We start from the raw sequence: 19,845 nt of genomic DNA, 5'->3' as shown, positions 1-19,845 counted from the left end.
AACGAAATATAAAAGGATGCTCATTATGATTATGGGCATCCTTTAATCATCCTCTGATAGTAAAGTGAATAAAGTTAATTCTGGTACTGAGAGGAAACGAAAAGGTAATCGTGTTGTTCCGAGACCACGATTCACATATAAGGTTAATGGAATTGTGCTCTTAATTGAATAAAAACCTTCTACATATTTCCGTGCGTATGGTGGCTTTACCAATGCTCCGTAAAAAGGAATTTTAATTTGTCCCCCATGACTGTGTCCGCTTAATTGAAGATGGATTCCATATTGAACTGCTTCATCTGCTAAATCAGGCGCGTGGGATAATAAAATCTTAAAGGCTGATTTTGAAACATTTGAAGTAGCTTTTCTAAAATCTGGTTTTCCAAGCTTCGCATCATCAATACCGATAACATAAATATGACTTTGATCTATTAGTTTTATTTCTTTTCCCTCATTTAATAGAAGAGTAAAGCCACTTTCTTCGATAATGGATTTGTATATTTCAGTGCCATATCCACCATGATCATGATTTCCATACACTGCAAATTTACCGAAAGGCGCATTTAGCTTTTGAAGAAAGGGGATTAGTTCTTGTGGATTATCATATCGATTAGGGTTGTCCATTAAATCTCCTGTAAAAAATATTATATCAGGGTTTAATGAATTAATGGTGTCAACAAGATCTTTTAGCTGATTAAGGCGATATTGAAAACCTAAATGAGTATCACTAAATTGGATGATTTTAAATTGATGAAAGCTTTTTGGGATTCGTTTGTTTTTAATTTCAAATTGATTAATGTCTAAAAGGTTTGGTTCGATATGTCTTGAATATTGGTAGCTAATTGTGCTTAGTCCAAAAGCTGTAAGGATAGATCCTAAAGAAACCTTAAGGAATTTCTTTCTTGAAATTTTTTTCATAGTTTCCCCCTGAGTTAAACATAACTCTTATACTATCAAACTATAAACTCTTATTTCAAATCAAAAAATGAAAAGAAGACCTATAAGTTAGAAGCGACTTGTATAGGTCAACGTTGTTTTGTTTCTTTTTTGTGATAAACCCTATTTCTTAATAAAGAGTAGCTGAGGCTTGGCAAATTCGAGTAGTACTACTTATGAATGATCAACAGATCATTCATATTTTTGATAACTTATCGCTCTAGATTTTAGTGCTATCCACGAGGAAATAAATTGGGTTTTGTTTACTTTTACTTGCTTTCTTCCAGATAAAGGATCATTTATATACACATAATTCTGATCAAATCCAACTAATAAAACGGCATGAAGATCAAGTGGAGTAGATATGGTTTGATTATGATGCTTCCATGCTTCCCACCGATCTGGCAAACGATAATCACCTGTTGTCCAAACGACAATGGGATATCCATCTAATAAATGATCCTCCAATACCGTAAAGGGCTGATTTGATAAATTCACTGCACAGTTTGGAAGATAAAAATTGACTAAGTTTTCAATTGGTTTATCAAAAACAGCATATCCAGCTTTTTTACCTGTCATATCCCCCACAAATCCTTCGTTTGGATCCCCCCATTGAATTATATCCTTCCCCGATTTGATTATAGGGTCGGGGTCTTTCTTTATCCTTTTATACAGATCAATTTTGCTAATAGGTGTCCCAGCATATTGAAGCATCATAGCAATGCTCGTGACTTCACATCCATATTTAAGCTCCGGATTTTGTTTTATAAGTGGAGCATCCAAAATAATTTTTCTCGGCAACGTCTTTTCTGTCTGTACATGGGGGGTATGGATGATCATTTGCTGCTGAATATGTGTCTTTTTGTTGTTATTCAATGTTTCATGAGCAGGCAAAGGCGAAATTGTGTTAAAATGATGTTCGTGACTACATCCAAAGAGCGGTAATAAGGTTAAGAAAACAAAGTATTTTCTCAAGGCTTAAACCTTCTTTCATACCGTCTTTAATAAATAGATTATGTTTTTCATCTCTTTTATATGTAGTTTGAATGATCCCAGATGCGGTTAGTTTTGGAAGTATTGTGAAATTGAATAAATCAACATGCCTTTATGTACAACGCTATTGTTTAATCAATGCGTTAAATGTATGGTATAATTATTCATTATTTGGAAAGATGGAGGAAAAGAATTTTATGGACGCATTGGATATCATAACAGATTTAGAAAATGTTATCCCTTTTTTTCAACCGATATTCAGTGCCGATGAACATCGTGTTATCGGATATGAAATACTTGGTAGATATCGAAGCAAGGAAGGTATAGAAAGCTTAGGTCCATTTTTTTTGGATGAAAGTATACCGGATGAATATAGAATTGATGTTGATAATACCGTATTAATTAAAGCACTGGATCAAGCATTAACCTTAGATAAAGATATCCTTTTGTTTATAAATAGAGATGCGGATTTATTAATGGTTGATGATGGAGAGGAATTTCTGCAACTACTTCTTCAATATCAAGAAAAAGGGATCAACTTAGACCGAATCGTATTGGAAATTACTGAACGGAATTATAAAGGCCAGCCAGATCATTTAGATCATTTATTAGCTTATTACCGTACGTATGGAATTAAGCTTGCCATTGACAAAATGGGGAATGATAGTAGTCATTTGGATCGAATCGGGCAGCTTGAACCAAATATTTTAAAAATCGATTTGTTAGCCTTGCGCTCAACAACAACTGCACCATCCTATCAGGATATTTTGTTTTCATTGTCCGTTTTAGCAAGAAAAATTGGGGCTACTTTGTTATTTGAGAATATCGAGATGGTATTTCAACTTCAGTTTGCTTGGAAGAATGGAGGAAGATATTACCAAGGTTTTTATCTTCAGAAGCCAAGTGATTGTTTTGTAGACAAGGATATATTAAAGGAAAAATTAAAAAATGAATGTCATGAGTTTATTTCATATGAAAAGAAAAAGCTTGAGGCTTTATTCCGAATTACAGAGACGTTTAATACAAAGCTGCAAGAGTTTTTAATGAAGCATAGGAAATATAATGCATATGAAGATTTACTTAAGACATTAGGAAATGAAATGGATGGAATTGCCTTTAGAATGTATGTATGTGATGAGGATGGGTTTCAAAGGTCTGCTAATCTTTTTAAGGCTGATAATCAATGGGTTTTACAGCAGGATTACGTTCAGAAAAATTGGAGCTGGAGACCTTATTTTTTAGAAAATATTATCAAGATGAGGAATGAAAAAAAAGGAATTCTATCAGACTTATACAGCGATATTGAAACAGGTGAATCGGTTAGAACCTTCTCGTATCCACTAAGCAATGATCATTATTTATTTATTGATTTAACTTATAGCTTTTTATATGAACATGAGGAATTGCTTTAAATAAAGTGAAATTTTCTTAAGTGGGAGTTTCCAGCGATTAATACTGGATAATATTAAAATAAAAAATTGAGTTTCATTTGTAATAAAGGAAAGATAAAAGTAAGATTTCCTTGTACAAATGTTCAACATTCATTATTCTGTAAGTATGCATGTCTAACAATTGAAATTAGTTTTCTATAAACTTACGGATAGAAACATGCTGAATGAGAAAGATAAAAACAACGGTTTTGGTTGAAAGGAGAGGGAGCATGTCACAGCTTCAAGGTATATTAACACGTTTAAAAAATCTACAAGAACAATCGATTGGTGGAGAGCCAACTCAGCGTTTTTTTGAGGTAAATGGAGAAAGAAAATGTCAGGTTACATATCATCCAAAAACAGAAACATTTGAGTTAGAAGTGTATAATGAAAAAGAAAAGCCAAAAAGATATCAATTTGATAATGTTGATATGATTACAATTGAAATTTTTGATTTACTTCAATAATAAATAAAAGGAGCAGCTGGCTCCTTTTATTTTTTAAAAGAGAATAAAGTATGTTAAAGTAGACAGGTGCCTAGCTCCGACGTCGCTACAAGACGGCGTTTTAATTAATGCGCTTCCGCTTTTCTTACATGTCCAGCTCCGACGTACAGGATGTACTAGTGCCGATGTTGCCACAGGACGTGGCGCCCTTAATCGGCCAGCGCCTAGCCCTTGTGAAAAATAAGCGCTTTCGCTTTTCTGTGTTATTAGGAGCGTATTTCCAAAAACTATGATAAGATAGCAAGGTACAAATAACCTTTGAGGAGTTTTCGGCTATGATCTATCTTCACAGCGGAGAATTTTTAGAAAATAACATTGGTGATTTATTAATTTCGTCTGAGCATGTTGCCCACGTGCAAATAGGAAACAGTTTGGAGCATGCACTTTTATTGTTGACGAAAAGCGGATATTCAGCCATACCAGTACTAGACCCGCAATATAAGCTTCAAGGATTAGTTAGTACACCCATCATTATGGATGCAATTCTTGGAATAGAACGAATTGAATTTGAAAAGCTAGAAAAAAAGCGGGTAGAAGAAGTAATGAACATAAATATCCCAAGATTAAAGGTGGATTCACCTGCAAAACAATTTATTGGTTTATTAGTTGATCATCCGTTTTTATGTATTGAAAATAAAGATGGATTTTTTGAAGGTATATTAACAAGGCGTTCCGTTTTAAGTCAGCTTAGCAGTCAATTAAATAATTTAAGAAAAAATAAAAACAATTAAGAGTCTCTTTACAGGGACTCTGTTTTTTGCGATAAGCTATATGAAAAGAATAGTGGCATTAAATACATTGCTAGGCTTTATTGTTAACAAATTGGTATGACTAGTGCTTCTAAAAAACATACAATGGCTATAAGCAGATTATGGGAGAGATGAATGAATGTCAGCTATTTCAGAATTGCAGCTTCTCTATGTACTAGCACAGGAAATGAATATGAGAAAGGCTGCTGAGAGACTTTTTGTTTCTCAGCCTGCTTTGTCGCAAAGGCTTCAAAATATCGAGAAAGAATGGGGAACAAAGCTTTTTATTCGTTCACAAAAGGGCTTGTCCCTTACACCTGCTGGGGAACAGGTTATCCAGTTTGCTGAAGAAGTCATTGTGAAAGAAGAAAAGGTTAAAGAATCGATTCATGCATTTAATACGGAAGTGCATGGTACATTAAAAATTGCTGTAGCTTCTATTGTTGGCCAAAATTGGCTACCTAAAGTATTAAAAAAGTATGTTCAACGCTATCCTCATGTGAAAATTTCCCTGAATACAGGCTGGAGCAGTGAAATGTTGAAGTCTGTTTATGAGGATCACGTCCATATTGGAATTATTCGAGGAACTCCAGATTGGAATGGGGTTAAACTACATTTATTTGAAGATCCTTTATATTTAGTTGATACTGAAATTAATCGACTTGAACAAATACTCGAAACAAAGCGGCCATTTATTCAGTTTAAAAGTGATTCTAATTACTATCAATTAATTCAAGATTGGTGGCATCGAGAATTTCAAACTGCGACAAAAAGAACTGTTGCTGTAGACCAAATTGAAACATGTAAGCAAATGGCGCTGAATGGGATTGGATATGCCATTCTTCCATCAATTACTTTGCACCAAACAGAGCAGCCTATTTATAAAATTCCTCTACTAGATGATAACGGGCAGCCTATTAAAAGGGATACATGGCTGCTTGGTTATGAATCGTCATTTCAGTTAAAACAAGTACAAGCATTTGTTGATATTGTAAAAGACCATATAAAAGAAAATCAGACTTGATGGATAATAAGTATAGTTTTCGAAACTCCGACCGGTGTCTAGCTTTAGCGCCCTATCGACTAGAATTGCTTCCCTCATCTCGTCTACGATAAGTCGAGAACGAATGACTAACGTCCTTTGACTCTCCTATATCTCACTCGATTCAGTCCAGCACTTTACGTCGATAAGCAAGGGCGCCTGCGCTTTTCTTATAATTTTCCTTGTCTTACATCCGGTTGTTTGATAAAGTATTGTCTAGCATATACATATTGGAGGTTTTAATCATGAAAATGATGGATGCACATGAGATTATTTCTTTTATTCAAAACAGTAAAAAATCAACACCAGTAAAGGTGTATATTAAAGGTGATTTAGAAGGAATCGATTTTGGAGCAAGCTCCAAAACATTTATCAATGGAAATTCAGGTGTTGTGTTTGGGGAATGGGATGAAATTAACACTGCATTAGAAGGAAATAAAGAGAAAATTGAAGAATTTGTAATTGAGAATGACCGCAGAAATTCTGCAATTCCACTAGTTGATATGAAGAAATATAAAGCTCGAATTGAGCCTGGTGCTATTATTCGAGATCAAGTAGAAATTGGAGATAATGCAGTCATTATGATGGGTGCAATAATTAATATTGGAGCTTCTATCGGTGAAGGTACGATGATCGATATGGGTGTTGTAATGGGTGGAAGAGCAACAGTAGGGAAAAATTGTCATATCGGTGCAGGAGCTGTGTTAGCTGGAGTTATTGAGCCACCTTCCGCAAAGCCAGTTATTATTGAAGACGATGTATTAGTAGGTGCGAATGCTGTTGTTGTTGAAGGAGTAACAGTTGGAAAAGGGTCTGTTGTAGCTGCAGGAGCTGTAGTATTAGAAGATGTTCCTCCTAATACACTTGTTGCGGGTACTCCTGCACGAGTTGTAAAAGAAATTGACGAAAAAACAAAATCTAAAACAGAAATTATGCAAGAGCTTCGTCAGCTTTAAGAATAAATAGAATGAGGGTGGCTATATGCTATAGTTGCTCCAACAAACTGCATCGATTTCAATATTACTTGAAATCGATTTAACAGAATGTTGGGGGACTGTATAGGCATGGAGGTCACCCTCTTTTTAAAACAATGTTTCTAAAACAGTTATTTAGACTTATTAACACGGAGGGGGAAAATGGAAGCTGTGAGTACTTTTATAAAAATACGAAGAGATCTTCATCAAATACCAGAATTAGGTTTTCAAGAAGTGAAAACTCAAGCTTATTTGTTAAATTATCTACATACTCTTTCGAAAGACCGTTTAGAAATTAAAGCTTGGAAAACAGGGATTTTTGTTAAAGTTCTAGGTTTAAATCCTTTAAAGACGATTGGATATCGTGCAGATATTGATGGACTTCCAATCACTGAAGAAACTGGGTTGTCATTTTCCTCTACTCATTCAGAGCAAATGCATGCTTGTGGCCACGACTTCCATATGTCCATTGCTCTTGGTGTTTTAACATATTTTGTTGAAAATCCAATTCAGGATAATGTGTTATTTATTTTTCAGCCTGCCGAAGAAGGTCCTGGTGGAGCGGAACCAATGATGAATACAGATATCATGAAAGAATGGAAACCTGACATGATTTTAGCTCTTCATATTGCACCTGAATACCCAGTAGGAACGATTGCAATCAAGCCAGGTCTTTTATTTGCTAATACTTCTGAATTATTTATTGATCTTAAGGGAAAAGGTGGACATGCTGCATATCCTCATAAAACAAATGATATGATTGTAGCTGCTTGTGCCCTAGTTACTCAGCTTCAGTCAATCGTCTCTAGAAATGTAGATCCTTTAGATAGTGCGGTTATTACGATAGGTAAAATTACGGGTGGAACCGTACAAAACATTATCGCTGAGAAGGCAAGGTTAGAGGGGACTATTCGAACGCTTTCTGTAGAATCAATGCATAAAGTGAAGAGCAGAATAGCTTCGATGATTAAAGGAATCGAAGTAGGTTATGAGTGTGAAGGAAATATAGATTTCGGTTGTATGTATTATGAGGTTGATAATGAAGAAGTCTTAACAAGAGAGTTTATGGATTTTGTCCATACAAACACAGATATTCATGTACATGAATGCACAGAAGCGATGACAGGTGAGGATTTTGGTTACATGTTAAAAGAAATTCCAGGATTTATGTTTTGGCTTGGTGTCGATTCTGAATACGGACTTCATCATGCAAAACTCAGCCCTAATGAAACAGCCATTCAAACAGCTATTGACATGATTACAAAGTATATTGAATTTAAAGGAAAGTAAAAAGAGAAGCGTAAGCGCCCTGTGCAATCCAGCATAGCGTTTGCGCTTTTCTTTTTTAAGCGTATTGTTTTATTAGTTTCGTGAGATTTGGTAAACTTAAGAATAAATAGAAGCAGTATTTTGGACTATTTTTTTAGCAATTGGGTAAAACAAATAGTAGGCTGTAATGTTCGATTTTTATAATGAGTATTTAATTAAATTAATTATTATTTAGCGTTGACTAAAATACTGAAAACAACTATAATAATGATTGTTTAACACGATAATAAATGAGAAAATCAATTGATTTTCTCATTTAAAAATGATATTGGAGGGATTTTATCATGCCAGAACGCTTTGTAGGAAAACAAGCACCAAAATTTGAAATGGAAGCTGTATTACCTAATAAAGAATTCGGAAAAGTAAGCCTTGAGGAAAATATTAAGAATGAAAAATGGACGGTTCTTTTCTTCTATCCAATGGACTTTACTTTTGTATGTCCTACTGAAATCACTGCTCTATCTGACCGTAATGACGAGTTTGAAGATCTTGATGCAGTTATAGTTGGTGTTTCTACTGATACAATTCATACGCATTTAGCATGGATTAAAACAGATCGTAAAGATAATGGATTAGGAGATCTTAATTATCCTTTAGCAGCGGATACAAACCATACCATATCACGAGACTATGGTGTATTAATTGAAGAAGATGGTATAGCTCTTCGTGGATTATTCATTATCAATCCAGAAGGTGAATTGCAATATCAAGTAGTAAACCATAATAACATTGGCCGTGATGTAGACGAAACTTTACGTGTACTACAAGCATTACAAACTGGTGGACTTTGCCCTGCAAACTGGAAACCAGGACAAAAAACACTATAATCCCTCCAAAAAAATACTTACGAAAAAGGCCTAACACTATCGTTAGGTCTTTTTTAAAAATCTCTGTTCCAATTCACTTTACTTATAAATTAATAATATCATGTTAAAAATCTAAAAATTAATGAATAATGGAGGCAAGAACATGAAACTACGTGATCAAATGCCAGAGCTTGAAGGTGCAACAGAATGGTTAAATGGAAAAACAACGAAAAATGATTTGGTCGGTAATAAACCAACTTTGGTTCATTTTTGGTCTATTAGCTGTCACCTGTGCAAAGAAGCAATGCCTCAGGTGAATCAATTTCGAGATGAATATAAAGATAAATTGAATGTTATTGCTGTTCATATGCCACGTTCTGAAGATGATTTGAATCTTGATGAAATCAAGAAAGTAGCTGAAGATCATGGTATTATTCAGCCGATATTTGTAGATAGCGAGCATAAATTAACTGAAGCTTTTGAAAACCAATATGTCCCTGCATACTATGTGTTTGATAAAGATGGAAAGCTACGGCATTTTCAGGCAGGTGGAAGCGGAATGAAGATGCTTGAAAAACGTGTAAATCGTGTACTAGATGAGATGGAAAAAGTGCAATAAACATTTGCTGGATAAGTAAAACCTTGTCATATGGACAAGGTTTTACTTCTTTGATAATCCATTCTATGCTAATGAATATTTAGTATGATAACATATAGTAAAATACAATCTCAAACGATTGTTGAGCCAAATAAGGAAAATAGCGGCTTAGGAATACTGTAGAGGTTTAAAAAGAATAATAGAGTGTGTATATTGACGGAGGAATCAGATGAAGAAAGAGTTCGCAGTTATTGGATTAGGACGATTTGGAGGAAGCATATGTCAAGCTCTATCAGAACAAGGACTAGAAGTCATGGCCATAGATAACAACGAAGATAAAGTCAATGAATTTTCTTCAATAGTTTCTCATGCAGTTGTAGCTGATTCTACTGATGAAGCTGTTCTTAAAAGTTTAGGTATCCGTAATTTTGATCATATTATTGTTGCGATCGGAGAGGATATCCAGGCTAGTATACTAACCACACTCATATTAAAAGAATTAGGTGTGGTTAATATTACGGTTAAGGCTCAAAATGATTACCATGAGAAAGTGTTACGAAAGATTGGTGCTGATCATGTTGTTCACCCGGAGCGTGATATGGGACAAAGAATTGCTCATAACATTTTATCTAACAGTGTTTTAGATTATTTGGAGCTTTCGGATGAACATAGCATTGTAGAGATTGTAGCAAGAGGCAAGTTAGAAGGCCATTCAATTATGGATTTGGATATTCGAGCTAAATATGGAATTAATATAGTAGCAATTAAAAGAAACAGTGAAATTATTGTTTCTCCTCAAGCAACTGAAATCATTCATGAGGATGATATTCTAATTGTCATAGGAGCAGATGTAGATATAAAACGTTTCGAACATAAAGTAATGAGTTAAAAAGAAAAGGAAGGGGCCAGCTTATCGGCGGCAAGCAAGCCAACCAGGTTGGAAAGGTTGTTATTTACCTTACCTACCTGGTTGGCTTATGACATCGAGCTGATGGCACCTGTAGCTAGACAAAAAGAAAAGCGGAAGTGCCTTAAACATAGCATTTCCGCTTTTCAATTTATTATCTAGACCTCCATAATAATAGGAAGAATCATTGGACGACGTTTTGTTTTTTCATAAAGGAATGGAGCTAATGTATCTGTAATTTCATTTTTTATTTCTGACCATTGTGTCGTTTTACGTTCCATTACTTTATTTAAATGCTTAGAAATTAAGCTTTGAGCGTCATTAATAAGATCACCCGATTCACGCATGTAAACGAATCCACGTGAAATAATATCTGGTCCTGCTGAAATTTTAAATTCTTTCATGTTTATGCTTACAACTACAACAACTAAACCTTCTTCAGAAAGTATTCTACGATCTCTTAATACGATGTTTCCAATATCTCCAATTCCACTGCCATCAATATAGACAGAGCCAGAAGGAATTTTCCCAGCAACTTGGGCTGTGCTATCTGATAAAGCTAAAACTTCACCATTATCCATGATAAAGCAATTTTCTTCTTCTACTCCGCAATCTACAGCTAATTTATTGTGCATTTTCTGCATTCTATATTCACCATGGATAGGCATAAAGAATTTTGGCTTCATTAGTCTAAGCATTAGCTTTTGTTCTTCTTGACCACCATGACCGGATGTATGAATATCACTTAATGAACCATGGATGACTTCTGCGCCAGCTCTAAATAACATATTAATGGTTCTGCTAACACTAATTGTGTTTCCTGGGATAGGAGAAGATGAGAAGACGACTGTATCACCAGGAATAATTTGTATTTGTCGATGGGTACCGTTTGCAATTCTTGATAGAGCTGCCATTGGTTCTCCTTGGCTACCTGTACATAGGATCGTTACTTTATTCGCTGGAATTCTATTGATCTGCTGTGCATCTATAAATGTTTCTTTAGGTGCTCTTATATAACCAAGATCACGACCGATTTCAATTGCTGCTTCCATGCTTCGTCCAAACACAGCGATTTTTCTATCATTTGCGATTGCAGCCTCTGTTACTTGCTGTAATCGGTGAATGTTTGAAGCGAAAGTAGCGAAAATGATTCTCCCATCTACTTTTCTGAAAATATCATGAATGCTTTCGCCTACACGACGCTCAGACATTGTAAAGTTGGGAACTTCACTATTTGTACTGTCAGATAATAGGCAAAGTACACCTTCTTTTCCGATTTCGGCCATTTTTGTTAAATTTGCTGGTTCCCCAACAGGAGTAAAGTCAAACTTAAAGTCACCTGTATGGACAATTTGGCCCGGTGGTGTTTTTACAACAATCCCATAAGAATCAGGTATGCTGTGTGTTGTACGGAAGAAAGTAACAGATGTTTTTCTGAATTTTATGATATCATCTTCTTTTATTTCGTGTAACTTTGCTTGTCTTAATAATCCGTGCTCTTCTAATTTATTTTTAATTAATCCTAAAGCGAGCTTCCCGCCATATATCGGAATATTTATAGCTCTTAATAAATATGGGATACCGCCAATATGATCTTCGTGACCATGTGTGATAAAAAGACCTTTTATTTTATCTTCGTTTTTAATTAAATAAGTGTAGTCTGGAATAACATAATCAATTCCAAGTAATTCGTCTTCAGGGAACTTAATACCTGCGTCGATCAAAATAATTTCATCTTGAAATTGTACACCGTACGTATTTTTACCGATTTCCCCTAGCCCTCCCAGGGCAAATACAGCTGTTTGATCATTTTTTACAAATTTCATATATTATTCAATCTCCAATACAGTAAAATCTTCTTTTTGTTTCTCATACTCTAAGAATGCGTTATCAACAGGTGTTACAAACTCAATATTATATGGGTTTTTTGCCAATTTTGTCCGAACATCTCTTTCCGAATTAGCTTCGATAAAAAGTGTTTTTGTTTTTTCACGAACAGGTACTTCTGTAATTAATTCTTGATAATAAACTTTAAATATCATTATTATCGCTCCTTCATTTTTTAGCTTTTTATATTATATAAAAAAACAACATGTTTTTCATGTTTTTTCTTAAGTTGATTTTTCTATCCTTAAATGGAAAAAAATTATAAATAAGTACGTTATGTATAAAAATAGCTTCCGCTTTTCTTTAACCGCTGTGCTTTAATTTACTATAAGGAAGGAGCCCTTCGCAAGTTTGAAGGGCTCAAAAATCAAGATTAAGCAATGGATTTTTTGCGAAGCATATCCTTCCACTGTTTTAAAAGCTTCTTTCTTAGCTTTTTTAACATAGTGGATCAACTCCTTACTTTCTATTTTAAACAATTCTTGTCCAAAGTAAAGCCTTCGCGAATCGCTTACTAATAGAAGTTTTCTTTTTCAGTAATTTTTCTCAATTATTATTATAGTATATGATAGCATTAAGAAAATTATTATAGACTAGTTTTAAAAGACAAAATTGATAAGTCTGCTGATCAAGGCGCTTGCGAAGTACAGGATGTACGAGTGCCGATGAAGACATAAGGCCGTGGCGCTTTTAATCGGCCACTTTTCTTACTGTTTAGCTTCAGCGCCTAGCCCGTGTGAAAAATGTTCTAATGTCTCTAAAAGTAAAAAACACTTTTTGAGCCATTAGAACATTTTTCTTCAGGGCTGATCAAGGCGCTTACGCTTTTCTTACTAGATATATATGGGAAATGCCAATATAATAATATTGTATCTTTTTGCTTCGGTCGTTATTATTTTAAATATTACCAAGTAAAAGAGAGGGAGAATTTTTTTGAAAAAGATTGTTTTTTTTGATATTGATGGCACATTATTGGATCACGAAAAGAAAATTCCCGCTAAAACAAAAGAAGCGATTAAACAATTGAAAGAAAATGGAGTGTTTGTTGCCATTGCAACTGGCAGATCTCCTTTTATGTTTAAAAGCTTAAGAGAAGAATTAGATATAGATTCTTATGTAAGCTTTAATGGACAATATGTCGTGTTTGAAAATGAAGTCATCTATAAGAATCCGCTGCATGAAGATGATGTTGAACTGTTTTTACAGCATTCATACCGTAATGATCATTCCATGCTTTTTATGAATGAAAATACGATGAAAGCAAGTGTCACGAAAAGTATAAAAATGAAGGAGAGTATGGGGTCTTTAAAATTTCCTCATCCTGAAAAAGACCTCCAATTTTATAAAGAAAATAAGATTTATCAATGTATTGTTTTTTGTAATGAAGGTGAAGAAGAACAATATATTGCAGTGTATTCACAATTTAAGTTTATCCGATGGCATACATATGGTGTAGATATATTACCAGCAGGAGGTTCAAAAGCAGAGGGGATCCATAAGCTTATTGATCGTTTAGGATTTAAGATAGAGGATGTTTACGCTTTCGGGGACGCTCTTAATGATATTGAAATGCTGCAAGCAGTTGGTACAGGAGTAGCAATGGGGAATGCAACGGAAGAAGTAAAAAAGTTTGCGGATATTGTTACAAATGATGTAGATCAAGATGGGATTTGGAATGGATTAAAAAAATGTGGATTAATCTAAAAATAAAGAGATTCAATTTGAAAATCATTGTTTCGTATCATCATTAATGTAGAAGAATTATTGACTAAAAGCGCACATTTCACGAAGTCTGCTGCAAGACGGGCGCCTTAAGTCAATTTATCCCGCATTAACGGGCAGTAGACCTTCAACCTCAAGGTTATGTGTGTAAACGAAAAATCCTAGGTGGAGGATAACTGTCCGTAAAAGCCCGACGACGGACAGGACATCCTAGTCAGGCGAATGCCACAGGATGTGGCATGTATGAGCGTGATTGGTGAAATAAGACTTTTCTTTGGGCTTCAGCCCTTAGAAAAGTCAATCAGGCTCTGCGTGACTAACCATCAGTAGGGGACTAACTAAAACCCCCACTGATGGAAGTTTCACTTTATCTTTCAATCGGTTTAGCGTTTTCTATTGGAGCAAATGGATCTGTTTTGTTTATATGGTCATAAAACATGATGCCGTTTAAATGGTCAATCTCATGCTGAAACACGATGGCAGGTAATCCTTTTAATCGAAGTTTTACTTCACTGTTGTTTATGTCAAACCCTTTAACGGTTATTCTTGCATGTCTTGGAACAAACCCTGGAATAGATTCGTCAACAGAAAGGCACCCTTCTCCTGAAGTTAAATAAGATTTTTCAACAGAGTGGCTTACAATTTTTGGATTGAAAAGAGCATAGCTAAATAACTTTCCATTTTCATCCTCAACATGAACAGCAATCATTTTTTTTGAAACATTTATTTGAGGGGCTGCTAGTCCAATACCTGGTCTTAAACCATATTTTGATGCAACTTCAGGATTTTGACTATTTTTCACAAATTCGATTAATTGATTCAAAATCTCTTTATTTTCTTCACTTGCTGGAATTTCTACTGGTTCAGCAATCATACTTAAAGTAGGATGACCATCTCGAATTATGTCTTTCATCGTTAGCATGAAACTCACTTCCTTAATGTGCTTGGTAATAATATAAAAATCTTTAGAAGATGAACTTAAACAATTCTTGTCATCTCATGATTAGACTAAATAATATGTAAATCTAGTCTAACAGAGGAAGAAAAAAAAGTTAATGAAAAACAGTAAAATCAAGCTTAGATTCTTTAAAGGAGGGAAATCATTTGTCAAAAATTTTCAAAAGTTGTTATTTTGCTTTTCTACTATTTATTATGATGTTATCCATGACAGGGTGCAGAAATAGTCAAACACCTACTGAAAAAATGTATAGAGAATTAGAAAAGGTTGTTACAATTGAAAAGAATTTTGAGAAGCAGCAGGATCCTTTAGTAAGACTAGAAAAACAAGAGCAGGAATTATATAATCAAATTATCTCACTAGGTATGAAAAATCCTGAAGAAATAAGAAATTTAGCAGATAAAGCATTAGATTCAGTGGCACAAAGAAAAGAGCATATTGAAAAAGAAGAAAAAAGTATGGAAGCTTCTGAAAATGAATTTAAGAAAATTGAAAAAATCATTGATCAATTGAAAAATAAAAAAGAAAAAAAAGCTGCACAAAATTTATATCAAATGATGATGAAACGATATGATGTACACGATGAGTTATATCAAACATATTTAGAAGGAATAAAATATGATAGTGAATTATATGAACTATTAAAAAAAGAGGATGTACCATTAAATGTGTTAGAAGCGCAGATTAATAAAATAAATGAAACTTATGAAAAAGTAATGTACGCAAATAAAAAATTTAATGAGTATACAAGCAAATATAATGAAATGAAGCTTTCTTTTTATCAAGTATCCGGTTTGGATGTTAATGTAAATAAAGAAGATAAAAAGAATGAATAGCAAAAACTATAGCTGCATTCGCCCAGGTGAGATACCGAGCTAGGGTGATTAGCTGCGAAAAGAAATGGTCGCGCTTACATTTTTGATCAGTAATGATGTTATTTATGAATAGTATTTAATAGTAGTCAAAATGAAATAAACTCGTTTCAGTAAGTTGCAGATCAGCCTAATTTCGTGGGTGTTAATTTTGAACCTAAAAACATACCTTCATCATACATAGAGGGAAATGGGTGGAATTTAACCAACAATAACAAAGTTAGGTCCTTAATAAAGTTGGCGTTCATAAAGGAAGACTAATATTGTTTTTTTATGACTATGGTAGGATAATATCATTAATGATTTTTATTATAACACAGCAAAGGTATTTATTATTTTATATAATACAGAAGCGAAATTATTATAATACAGACTCTTAAAACCGTAACTAGTATAAAGAGCGTGTTGATAATAAAAACTTAGTGCGAAGTAATTGACGATTAACTTTCATGTATTATAAACTTAAAAAGAGTTAAAAGTTGTATCAATAAAAGAGGAAATTTCAATTGGTACAGGATGTAAATAGAGCATTAATTTTTAATATATGTTTTTTTCGGGTAAATCTGTGGAAAACTTAGTTTAACGGGAATTATAGTTAAGGTATCACAATGAAGTTTTTCACTTTTTTATATATGTACTGCGATTTCCATTTTGTGATTCAATTTCATTGATATCTTTAAAAAGAAAGGGAAGGGTGACTTACATGGCTTCTAAAACTCAGAAGGCAAAATTAGATGTTAAAGCTCAGCTTGAAACAGTTGAAGCTCAATTTCAAACATTTCAGATATTAAATGAAGATGGTGAAATTGTAAATGAATCAGCAATGCCAGATTTAAGTGATACACAGCTTCAAGAGCTAATGCGACGTATGGTTTATACACGTATTCTCGATCAACGATCTATATCATTAAACCGTCAAGGACGTTTAGGATTTTATGCACCAACTGCTGGGCAAGAAGCATCTCAGCTTGCATCGCAATTTGCATTGGAAAAGGAAGATTTTATTTTACCAGGATATCGTGATGTTCCACAAATTGTGTGGCATGGACTTCCTTTGTATCAAGCATTTTTATTTTCAAGAGGTCATTTCCGTGGGAATCAGATCCCAGAAGGTGTAAATGTTATCTCTCCACAAATTATCATTGGGGCTCAATATATTCAAGCAGCGGGTATTGCCTTGGGAATGAAAAAGCGCGGTGCAAAATCTGTGGCTATTACATATACAGGTGACGGAGGAGCCTCTCAAGGAGATTTCTATGAAGGAATAAACTTTGCTGGTGCGTTTAAGGCTCCTGCGATCTTTATTGTGCAAAATAATCACTTTGCTATTTCAACTCCTGTTGAAAAGCAGTCAGCTGCTAAAACCATCGCTCAAAAAGGTGTAGCAGCGGGTATCCCTAGCATTCAAGTTGATGGTATGGACCCACTTGCTGTATACAGTGCTGTAAAAGAAGCAAGAGAGAGAGCAATTAATGGCGAAGGTCCAACATTGATTGAAACTTTAACTTATCGTTATGGTCCACATACAATGGCTGGAGATGACCCAACTCGCTACCGTACTTCAGAGCTTGATAATGAGTGGGAAAAGAAAGATCCATTAGTTCGATTCCGCAAGTTCCTTGAAGGCAAAGGACTTTGGAATGAAGAGAAAGAAAACGAAGTCATTGAGCAAGCAAAAGAGGATATAAAAGAAGCGATTAAAAAAGCTGACGAGACACCTAAGCAAAAGGTTTCAGATTTAATTAACAATATGTTTGAAGAAATAACACCAAACTTAAAAGAACAATTAGAAATATATACAGAGAAGGAGACGAAGTAAGCCATGGCCCAAATGACAATGATTCAGGCAATCACTGATGCATTGCGTACAGAATTACGTAATGATCCAAATGTTTTAGTATTTGGAGAGGACGTAGGTCAAAACGGTGGTGTATTCCGTGCTACAGAAGGTCTTCAAAGTGAATTTGGAGAAGAACGTGTATTTGATACACCTCTTGCAGAATCTGGTATTGGCGGATTGGCGATTGGTCTAGGGTTGCAAGGATTCCGTCCTGTTCCTGAAATTCAATTTTTTGGATTTGTATACGAAGTAATGGATGCTATTTCTGGCCAAATGGCACGTATGCGATATCGTTCTGGGGGAAGATATAACTCTCCTGTCACAATCCGTTCTCCTTTTGGAGGTGGAGTACATACTCCTGAACTTCATGCTGATAGCTTAGAAGGATTAATGGCTCAACAACCAGGCTTAAAAGTAGTTATTCCTTCAACTCCATATGATGCAAAAGGTTTGTTAATCTCTGCTATTCGAGATAATGATCCTGTTATCTTCCTTGAACATATGAAGCTATATCGTTCATTCCGTCAAGAAGTTCCAGAGGGAGAGTACACGATTCCTCTTGGAAAAGCTGAAGTAAAAAAAGAAGGAACGGATCTAACGATTGTTTCTTATGGAGCAATGGTTCATGAAGCGTTAAAAGCAGCTGAAGAGTTAGCTAAAGAAGATTATTCAGTTGAAGTGATCGATCTGCGTACAATTAGCCCGATTGATATCGATACGGTTATTGCTTCTGTAGAAAAAACAGGTCGTGCCATTGTTGTTCAAGAAGCTCAAAAACAAGCTGGTATTGCAGCAAATGTTGTTGCAGAGATTAATGACCGTGCGATTTTAAATCTAGAAGCTCCAGTGTTACGTGTAACTGCCCCTGATACAGTCTTTGCTTTTACACAAGCGGAAGCAATTTGGCTACCTAATTATAAAGATATTATCGAAACAGCAAAAAAAGTATTAAATTTTTAATTATGACTTCAACATTGTGATGAAGGATTAGGAGGTTGAGTTTCATTGGCATTTCAATTTAGATTACCAGATATAGGTGAGGGCATTCACGAAGGTGAAATTGTTAAATGGTTTGTAAAGCCTGGCGATAAAGTTCAAGAAGATGATGTCCTTTGTGAAGTTCAAAACGATAAAGCAGTTGTGGAAATTCCTTCACCTGTAACAGGTACAGTTGAGGAAGTTTTAGTAAGCGAAGGAACAGTAGCAATTGTTGGTGATGTTCTTATTACATTTGATGCACCTGGTTATGAAAATTTACAGTTTAAAGGTGATCACGGAAACGAAGAGCCTAAAGAAGAAGTAAAAGAAGAGGCTCCAGTCGAAGCGCCGAAAGAAGAAGTTCAAGAAGTAGCGGATCCAAATAAGAGAGTTATTGCTATGCCATCTGTTCGCAAGTATGCACGTGATCATCAAGTGAGTATTCAAGCGGTAAGTGGCAGTGGTAAAAACGGGCGTATATTAAAGGATGATATAGATGCATTCTTAAATGGCGGTGCTAAAGTAGAAGTAAAAGAAGAAGCTCCTGCCCCTGTTCAAGAAGCAGCACCAGTTGAGAAAGAAGCAGCACCAGCAGCTCAAGCAATTCCACAAGGCCAATACCCTGAAACGCGTGAAAAAATGAGCGGTATTCGCAAGGCAATTGCTAAAGCTATGGTGAATTCTAAACACACTGCGCCTCATGTAACGTTAATGGATGAAATCGATGTGACAAAATTAGTTGCACACCGCAAAAAATTCAAAGAGGTTGCAGCAAGTAAAGGAATCAAATTAACTTTCTTACCATATGTCGTTAAAGCATTAACCAGTGCTTTAAGAGAATTTTCAGCTCTTAATACCTCAATTGATGATGCGAGCAGTGAGATTGTTCACAAGCATTATTACAATATTGGAATTGCAGCAGACACTGAAAAAGGCTTATTGGTACCAGTTGTAAAAGACGCTGATCGCAAATCGATTTTCTCTATTTCTAATGAAATTAATCAACTTGCGACTAAAGCGCGTGAAGGTAAGCTTGCTTCAGACGAAATGAAGGGTGCGTCATGTACGATAACGAATATTGGATCTGCTGGTGGACAGTGGTTTACACCTGTCATCAATCATCCAGAAGTAGCAATATTAGGGATCGGACGTATTGCCGAAAAACCTATTGTAAAAGATGGGGAAATTATAGCGGCTCCTGTTTTAGCACTATCCTTAAGTTTTGACCATAGAATCATTGATGGTGCGACAGCCCAGAATGCATTAAATCATATTAAACGTTTATTAAACGATCCAGAACTTTTGTTAATGGAGGCGTAAA

General features: G+C 34.9%; 19 protein-coding genes. 14 read left to right on the top strand and 5 right to left on the bottom strand.

From position 1 onward, the window contains the following. Positions 1-42 precede the first annotated feature (42 nt). Positions 43-915 carry a metallophosphoesterase gene (locus tag FDO66_RS05145; RefSeq protein WP_141431351.1) on the bottom strand — a complete coding sequence of 291 codons (873 nt, stop codon included), beginning with the start codon at positions 913-915 and terminating at the stop codon, positions 43-45. Between the two features lie 210 nt (positions 916-1,125). Beyond that, positions 1,126-1,908, bottom strand: a complete 783-nt coding sequence (locus tag FDO66_RS05140; protein ID WP_258535584.1) for a C39 family peptidase — start codon at positions 1,906-1,908, stop codon at positions 1,126-1,128. A gap of 215 nt (positions 1,909-2,123) precedes the next feature. On the opposite strand from FDO66_RS05140, the gene FDO66_RS05135 reads away from it, so the two are divergent. From FDO66_RS05135 to FDO66_RS05095, 9 genes are all read left to right on the top strand, one after another. Beyond that, on the top strand, positions 2,124-3,338 hold the full coding sequence (locus tag FDO66_RS05135; protein WP_141431350.1) for an EAL domain-containing protein: 1,215 nt from the start codon (positions 2,124-2,126) through the stop codon (positions 3,336-3,338). A 248-nt stretch (positions 3,339-3,586) separates the two neighbouring features. Beyond that, positions 3,587-3,823: a YkuJ family protein gene (locus tag FDO66_RS05130; RefSeq protein WP_141431349.1), complete on the top strand. Its 237-nt coding sequence runs from the start codon at positions 3,587-3,589 to the stop codon at positions 3,821-3,823. 314 nt (positions 3,824-4,137) lie between these two features. Further along, a complete protein-coding gene (gene cbpB, locus FDO66_RS05125; protein WP_141431348.1) occupies positions 4,138-4,593 on the top strand; it encodes a cyclic-di-AMP-binding protein CbpB in 456 nt (151 codons plus the stop codon). A gap of 157 nt (positions 4,594-4,750) precedes the next feature. Then, positions 4,751-5,635, top strand: coding sequence for a transcriptional regulator CcpC (locus tag FDO66_RS05120; RefSeq protein WP_141431347.1), 885 nt, complete (start codon positions 4,751-4,753; stop codon positions 5,633-5,635). Between the two features lie 263 nt (positions 5,636-5,898). Then, positions 5,899-6,609, top strand: coding sequence for a 2,3,4,5-tetrahydropyridine-2,6-dicarboxylate N-acetyltransferase (gene dapD, locus FDO66_RS05115; protein ID WP_141431346.1), 711 nt, complete (start codon positions 5,899-5,901; stop codon positions 6,607-6,609). 180 nt (positions 6,610-6,789) lie between these two features. Next, positions 6,790-7,917, top strand: coding sequence for an N-acetyldiaminopimelate deacetylase (locus tag FDO66_RS05110; RefSeq protein ID WP_141431345.1), 1,128 nt, complete (start codon positions 6,790-6,792; stop codon positions 7,915-7,917). A gap of 323 nt (positions 7,918-8,240) precedes the next feature. After that, positions 8,241-8,783: a peroxiredoxin gene (locus tag FDO66_RS05105; RefSeq protein ID WP_141431344.1), complete on the top strand. Its 543-nt coding sequence runs from the start codon at positions 8,241-8,243 to the stop codon at positions 8,781-8,783. A gap of 142 nt (positions 8,784-8,925) precedes the next feature. Next, positions 8,926-9,381, top strand: coding sequence for a TlpA family protein disulfide reductase (locus FDO66_RS05100; RefSeq protein ID WP_141431343.1), 456 nt, complete (start codon positions 8,926-8,928; stop codon positions 9,379-9,381). 208 nt (positions 9,382-9,589) lie between these two features. Then, the gene (locus FDO66_RS05095; protein ID WP_141431342.1) at positions 9,590-10,249 is read left to right on the top strand and encodes a potassium channel family protein; all 660 of its coding nucleotides are present in this window, start codon (positions 9,590-9,592) and stop codon (positions 10,247-10,249) included. A gap of 176 nt (positions 10,250-10,425) precedes the next feature. On the opposite strand, the gene rnjA is transcribed toward FDO66_RS05095, so the two are convergent. Both rnjA and FDO66_RS05085 read right to left on the bottom strand, forming a co-directional pair. Further along, positions 10,426-12,093 carry a ribonuclease J1 gene (rnjA, locus tag FDO66_RS05090; protein WP_141431341.1) on the bottom strand — a complete coding sequence of 556 codons (1,668 nt, stop codon included), beginning with the start codon at positions 12,091-12,093 and terminating at the stop codon, positions 10,426-10,428. Positions 12,094-12,096: 3 nt separating this feature from the next. Beyond that, positions 12,097-12,309, bottom strand: coding sequence for a DNA-dependent RNA polymerase subunit epsilon (locus FDO66_RS05085; RefSeq protein WP_141431340.1), 213 nt, complete (start codon positions 12,307-12,309; stop codon positions 12,097-12,099). A 778-nt stretch (positions 12,310-13,087) separates the two neighbouring features. Here FDO66_RS05085 and FDO66_RS05080 point away from each other — a divergent pair. Further along, on the top strand, positions 13,088-13,858 hold the full coding sequence (locus tag FDO66_RS05080; protein ID WP_141431339.1) for a Cof-type HAD-IIB family hydrolase: 771 nt from the start codon (positions 13,088-13,090) through the stop codon (positions 13,856-13,858). A 385-nt stretch (positions 13,859-14,243) separates the two neighbouring features. On the opposite strand, the gene def is transcribed toward FDO66_RS05080, so the two are convergent. Continuing rightward, positions 14,244-14,798 (bottom strand): peptide deformylase, encoded by a 555-nt coding sequence (gene def, locus FDO66_RS05075; protein ID WP_141431338.1) that lies wholly within the window; start codon positions 14,796-14,798, stop codon positions 14,244-14,246. 182 nt (positions 14,799-14,980) lie between these two features. On the opposite strand from def, the gene FDO66_RS05070 reads away from it, so the two are divergent. The 4 genes from FDO66_RS05070 to FDO66_RS05055 all read left to right on the top strand — a co-directional run bounded on the left by FDO66_RS05070 (position 14,981) and on the right by FDO66_RS05055 (position 19,844). Next, positions 14,981-15,670, top strand: a complete 690-nt coding sequence (locus FDO66_RS05070; RefSeq protein WP_258535580.1) for a YkyA family protein — start codon at positions 14,981-14,983, stop codon at positions 15,668-15,670. Between the two features lie 739 nt (positions 15,671-16,409). Continuing rightward, the gene (gene pdhA, locus FDO66_RS05065; RefSeq protein ID WP_141431337.1) at positions 16,410-17,525 is read left to right on the top strand and encodes a pyruvate dehydrogenase (acetyl-transferring) E1 component subunit alpha; all 1,116 of its coding nucleotides are present in this window, start codon (positions 16,410-16,412) and stop codon (positions 17,523-17,525) included. Between the two features lie 3 nt (positions 17,526-17,528). After that, positions 17,529-18,506 (top strand): alpha-ketoacid dehydrogenase subunit beta, encoded by a 978-nt coding sequence (locus FDO66_RS05060; protein ID WP_141431336.1) that lies wholly within the window; start codon positions 17,529-17,531, stop codon positions 18,504-18,506. 45 nt (positions 18,507-18,551) lie between these two features. Further along, positions 18,552-19,844 (top strand): dihydrolipoamide acetyltransferase family protein, encoded by a 1,293-nt coding sequence (locus FDO66_RS05055; RefSeq protein ID WP_141431335.1) that lies wholly within the window; start codon positions 18,552-18,554, stop codon positions 19,842-19,844. Position 19,845: the final 1 nt, after the last annotated feature.

This window comes from Bacillus sp. 03113 (assembly GCF_006546985.1).
Lineage (GTDB): Bacteria > Bacillota > Bacilli > Bacillales > Cytobacillaceae > VATK01.
The sequence above is the reverse complement of the archived record's forward strand: the minus strand, read 5'-3'. Positions and strand labels throughout refer to the sequence as shown.

Bases quoted from the DNA above. Each gene is read 5' to 3' on its own strand.
- FDO66_RS05085 (WP_141431340.1), bottom strand. From the start codon at position 12,309: ATGATATTTAAAGTTTATTATCAAGAATTAATTACAGAAGTACCTGTT.
- FDO66_RS05130 (WP_141431349.1), top strand. From the start codon at position 3,587: ATGTCACAGCTTCAAGGTATATTAACACGTTTAAAAAATCTACAAGAA.
- FDO66_RS05120 (WP_141431347.1), top strand. From the start codon at position 4,751: ATGTCAGCTATTTCAGAATTGCAGCTTCTCTATGTACTAGCACAGGAA.
- FDO66_RS05100 (WP_141431343.1), top strand. From the start codon at position 8,926: ATGAAACTACGTGATCAAATGCCAGAGCTTGAAGGTGCAACAGAATGG.
- FDO66_RS05060 (WP_141431336.1), top strand. From the start codon at position 17,529: ATGGCCCAAATGACAATGATTCAGGCAATCACTGATGCATTGCGTACA.
- FDO66_RS05105 (WP_141431344.1), top strand. From the start codon at position 8,241: ATGCCAGAACGCTTTGTAGGAAAACAAGCACCAAAATTTGAAATGGAA.
- FDO66_RS05145 (WP_141431351.1), bottom strand. From the start codon at position 915: ATGAAAAAAATTTCAAGAAAGAAATTCCTTAAGGTTTCTTTAGGATCT.
- rnjA (WP_141431341.1), bottom strand. From the start codon at position 12,093: ATGAAATTTGTAAAAAATGATCAAACAGCTGTATTTGCCCTGGGAGGG.
- FDO66_RS05135 (WP_141431350.1), top strand. From the start codon at position 2,124: ATGGACGCATTGGATATCATAACAGATTTAGAAAATGTTATCCCTTTT.
- pdhA (WP_141431337.1), top strand. From the start codon at position 16,410: ATGGCTTCTAAAACTCAGAAGGCAAAATTAGATGTTAAAGCTCAGCTT.
- cbpB (WP_141431348.1), top strand. From the start codon at position 4,138: ATGATCTATCTTCACAGCGGAGAATTTTTAGAAAATAACATTGGTGAT.
- FDO66_RS05110 (WP_141431345.1), top strand. From the start codon at position 6,790: ATGGAAGCTGTGAGTACTTTTATAAAAATACGAAGAGATCTTCATCAA.
- FDO66_RS05095 (WP_141431342.1), top strand. From the start codon at position 9,590: ATGAAGAAAGAGTTCGCAGTTATTGGATTAGGACGATTTGGAGGAAGC.
- def (WP_141431338.1), bottom strand. From the start codon at position 14,798: ATGCTAACGATGAAAGACATAATTCGAGATGGTCATCCTACTTTAAGT.
- dapD (WP_141431346.1), top strand. From the start codon at position 5,899: ATGAAAATGATGGATGCACATGAGATTATTTCTTTTATTCAAAACAGT.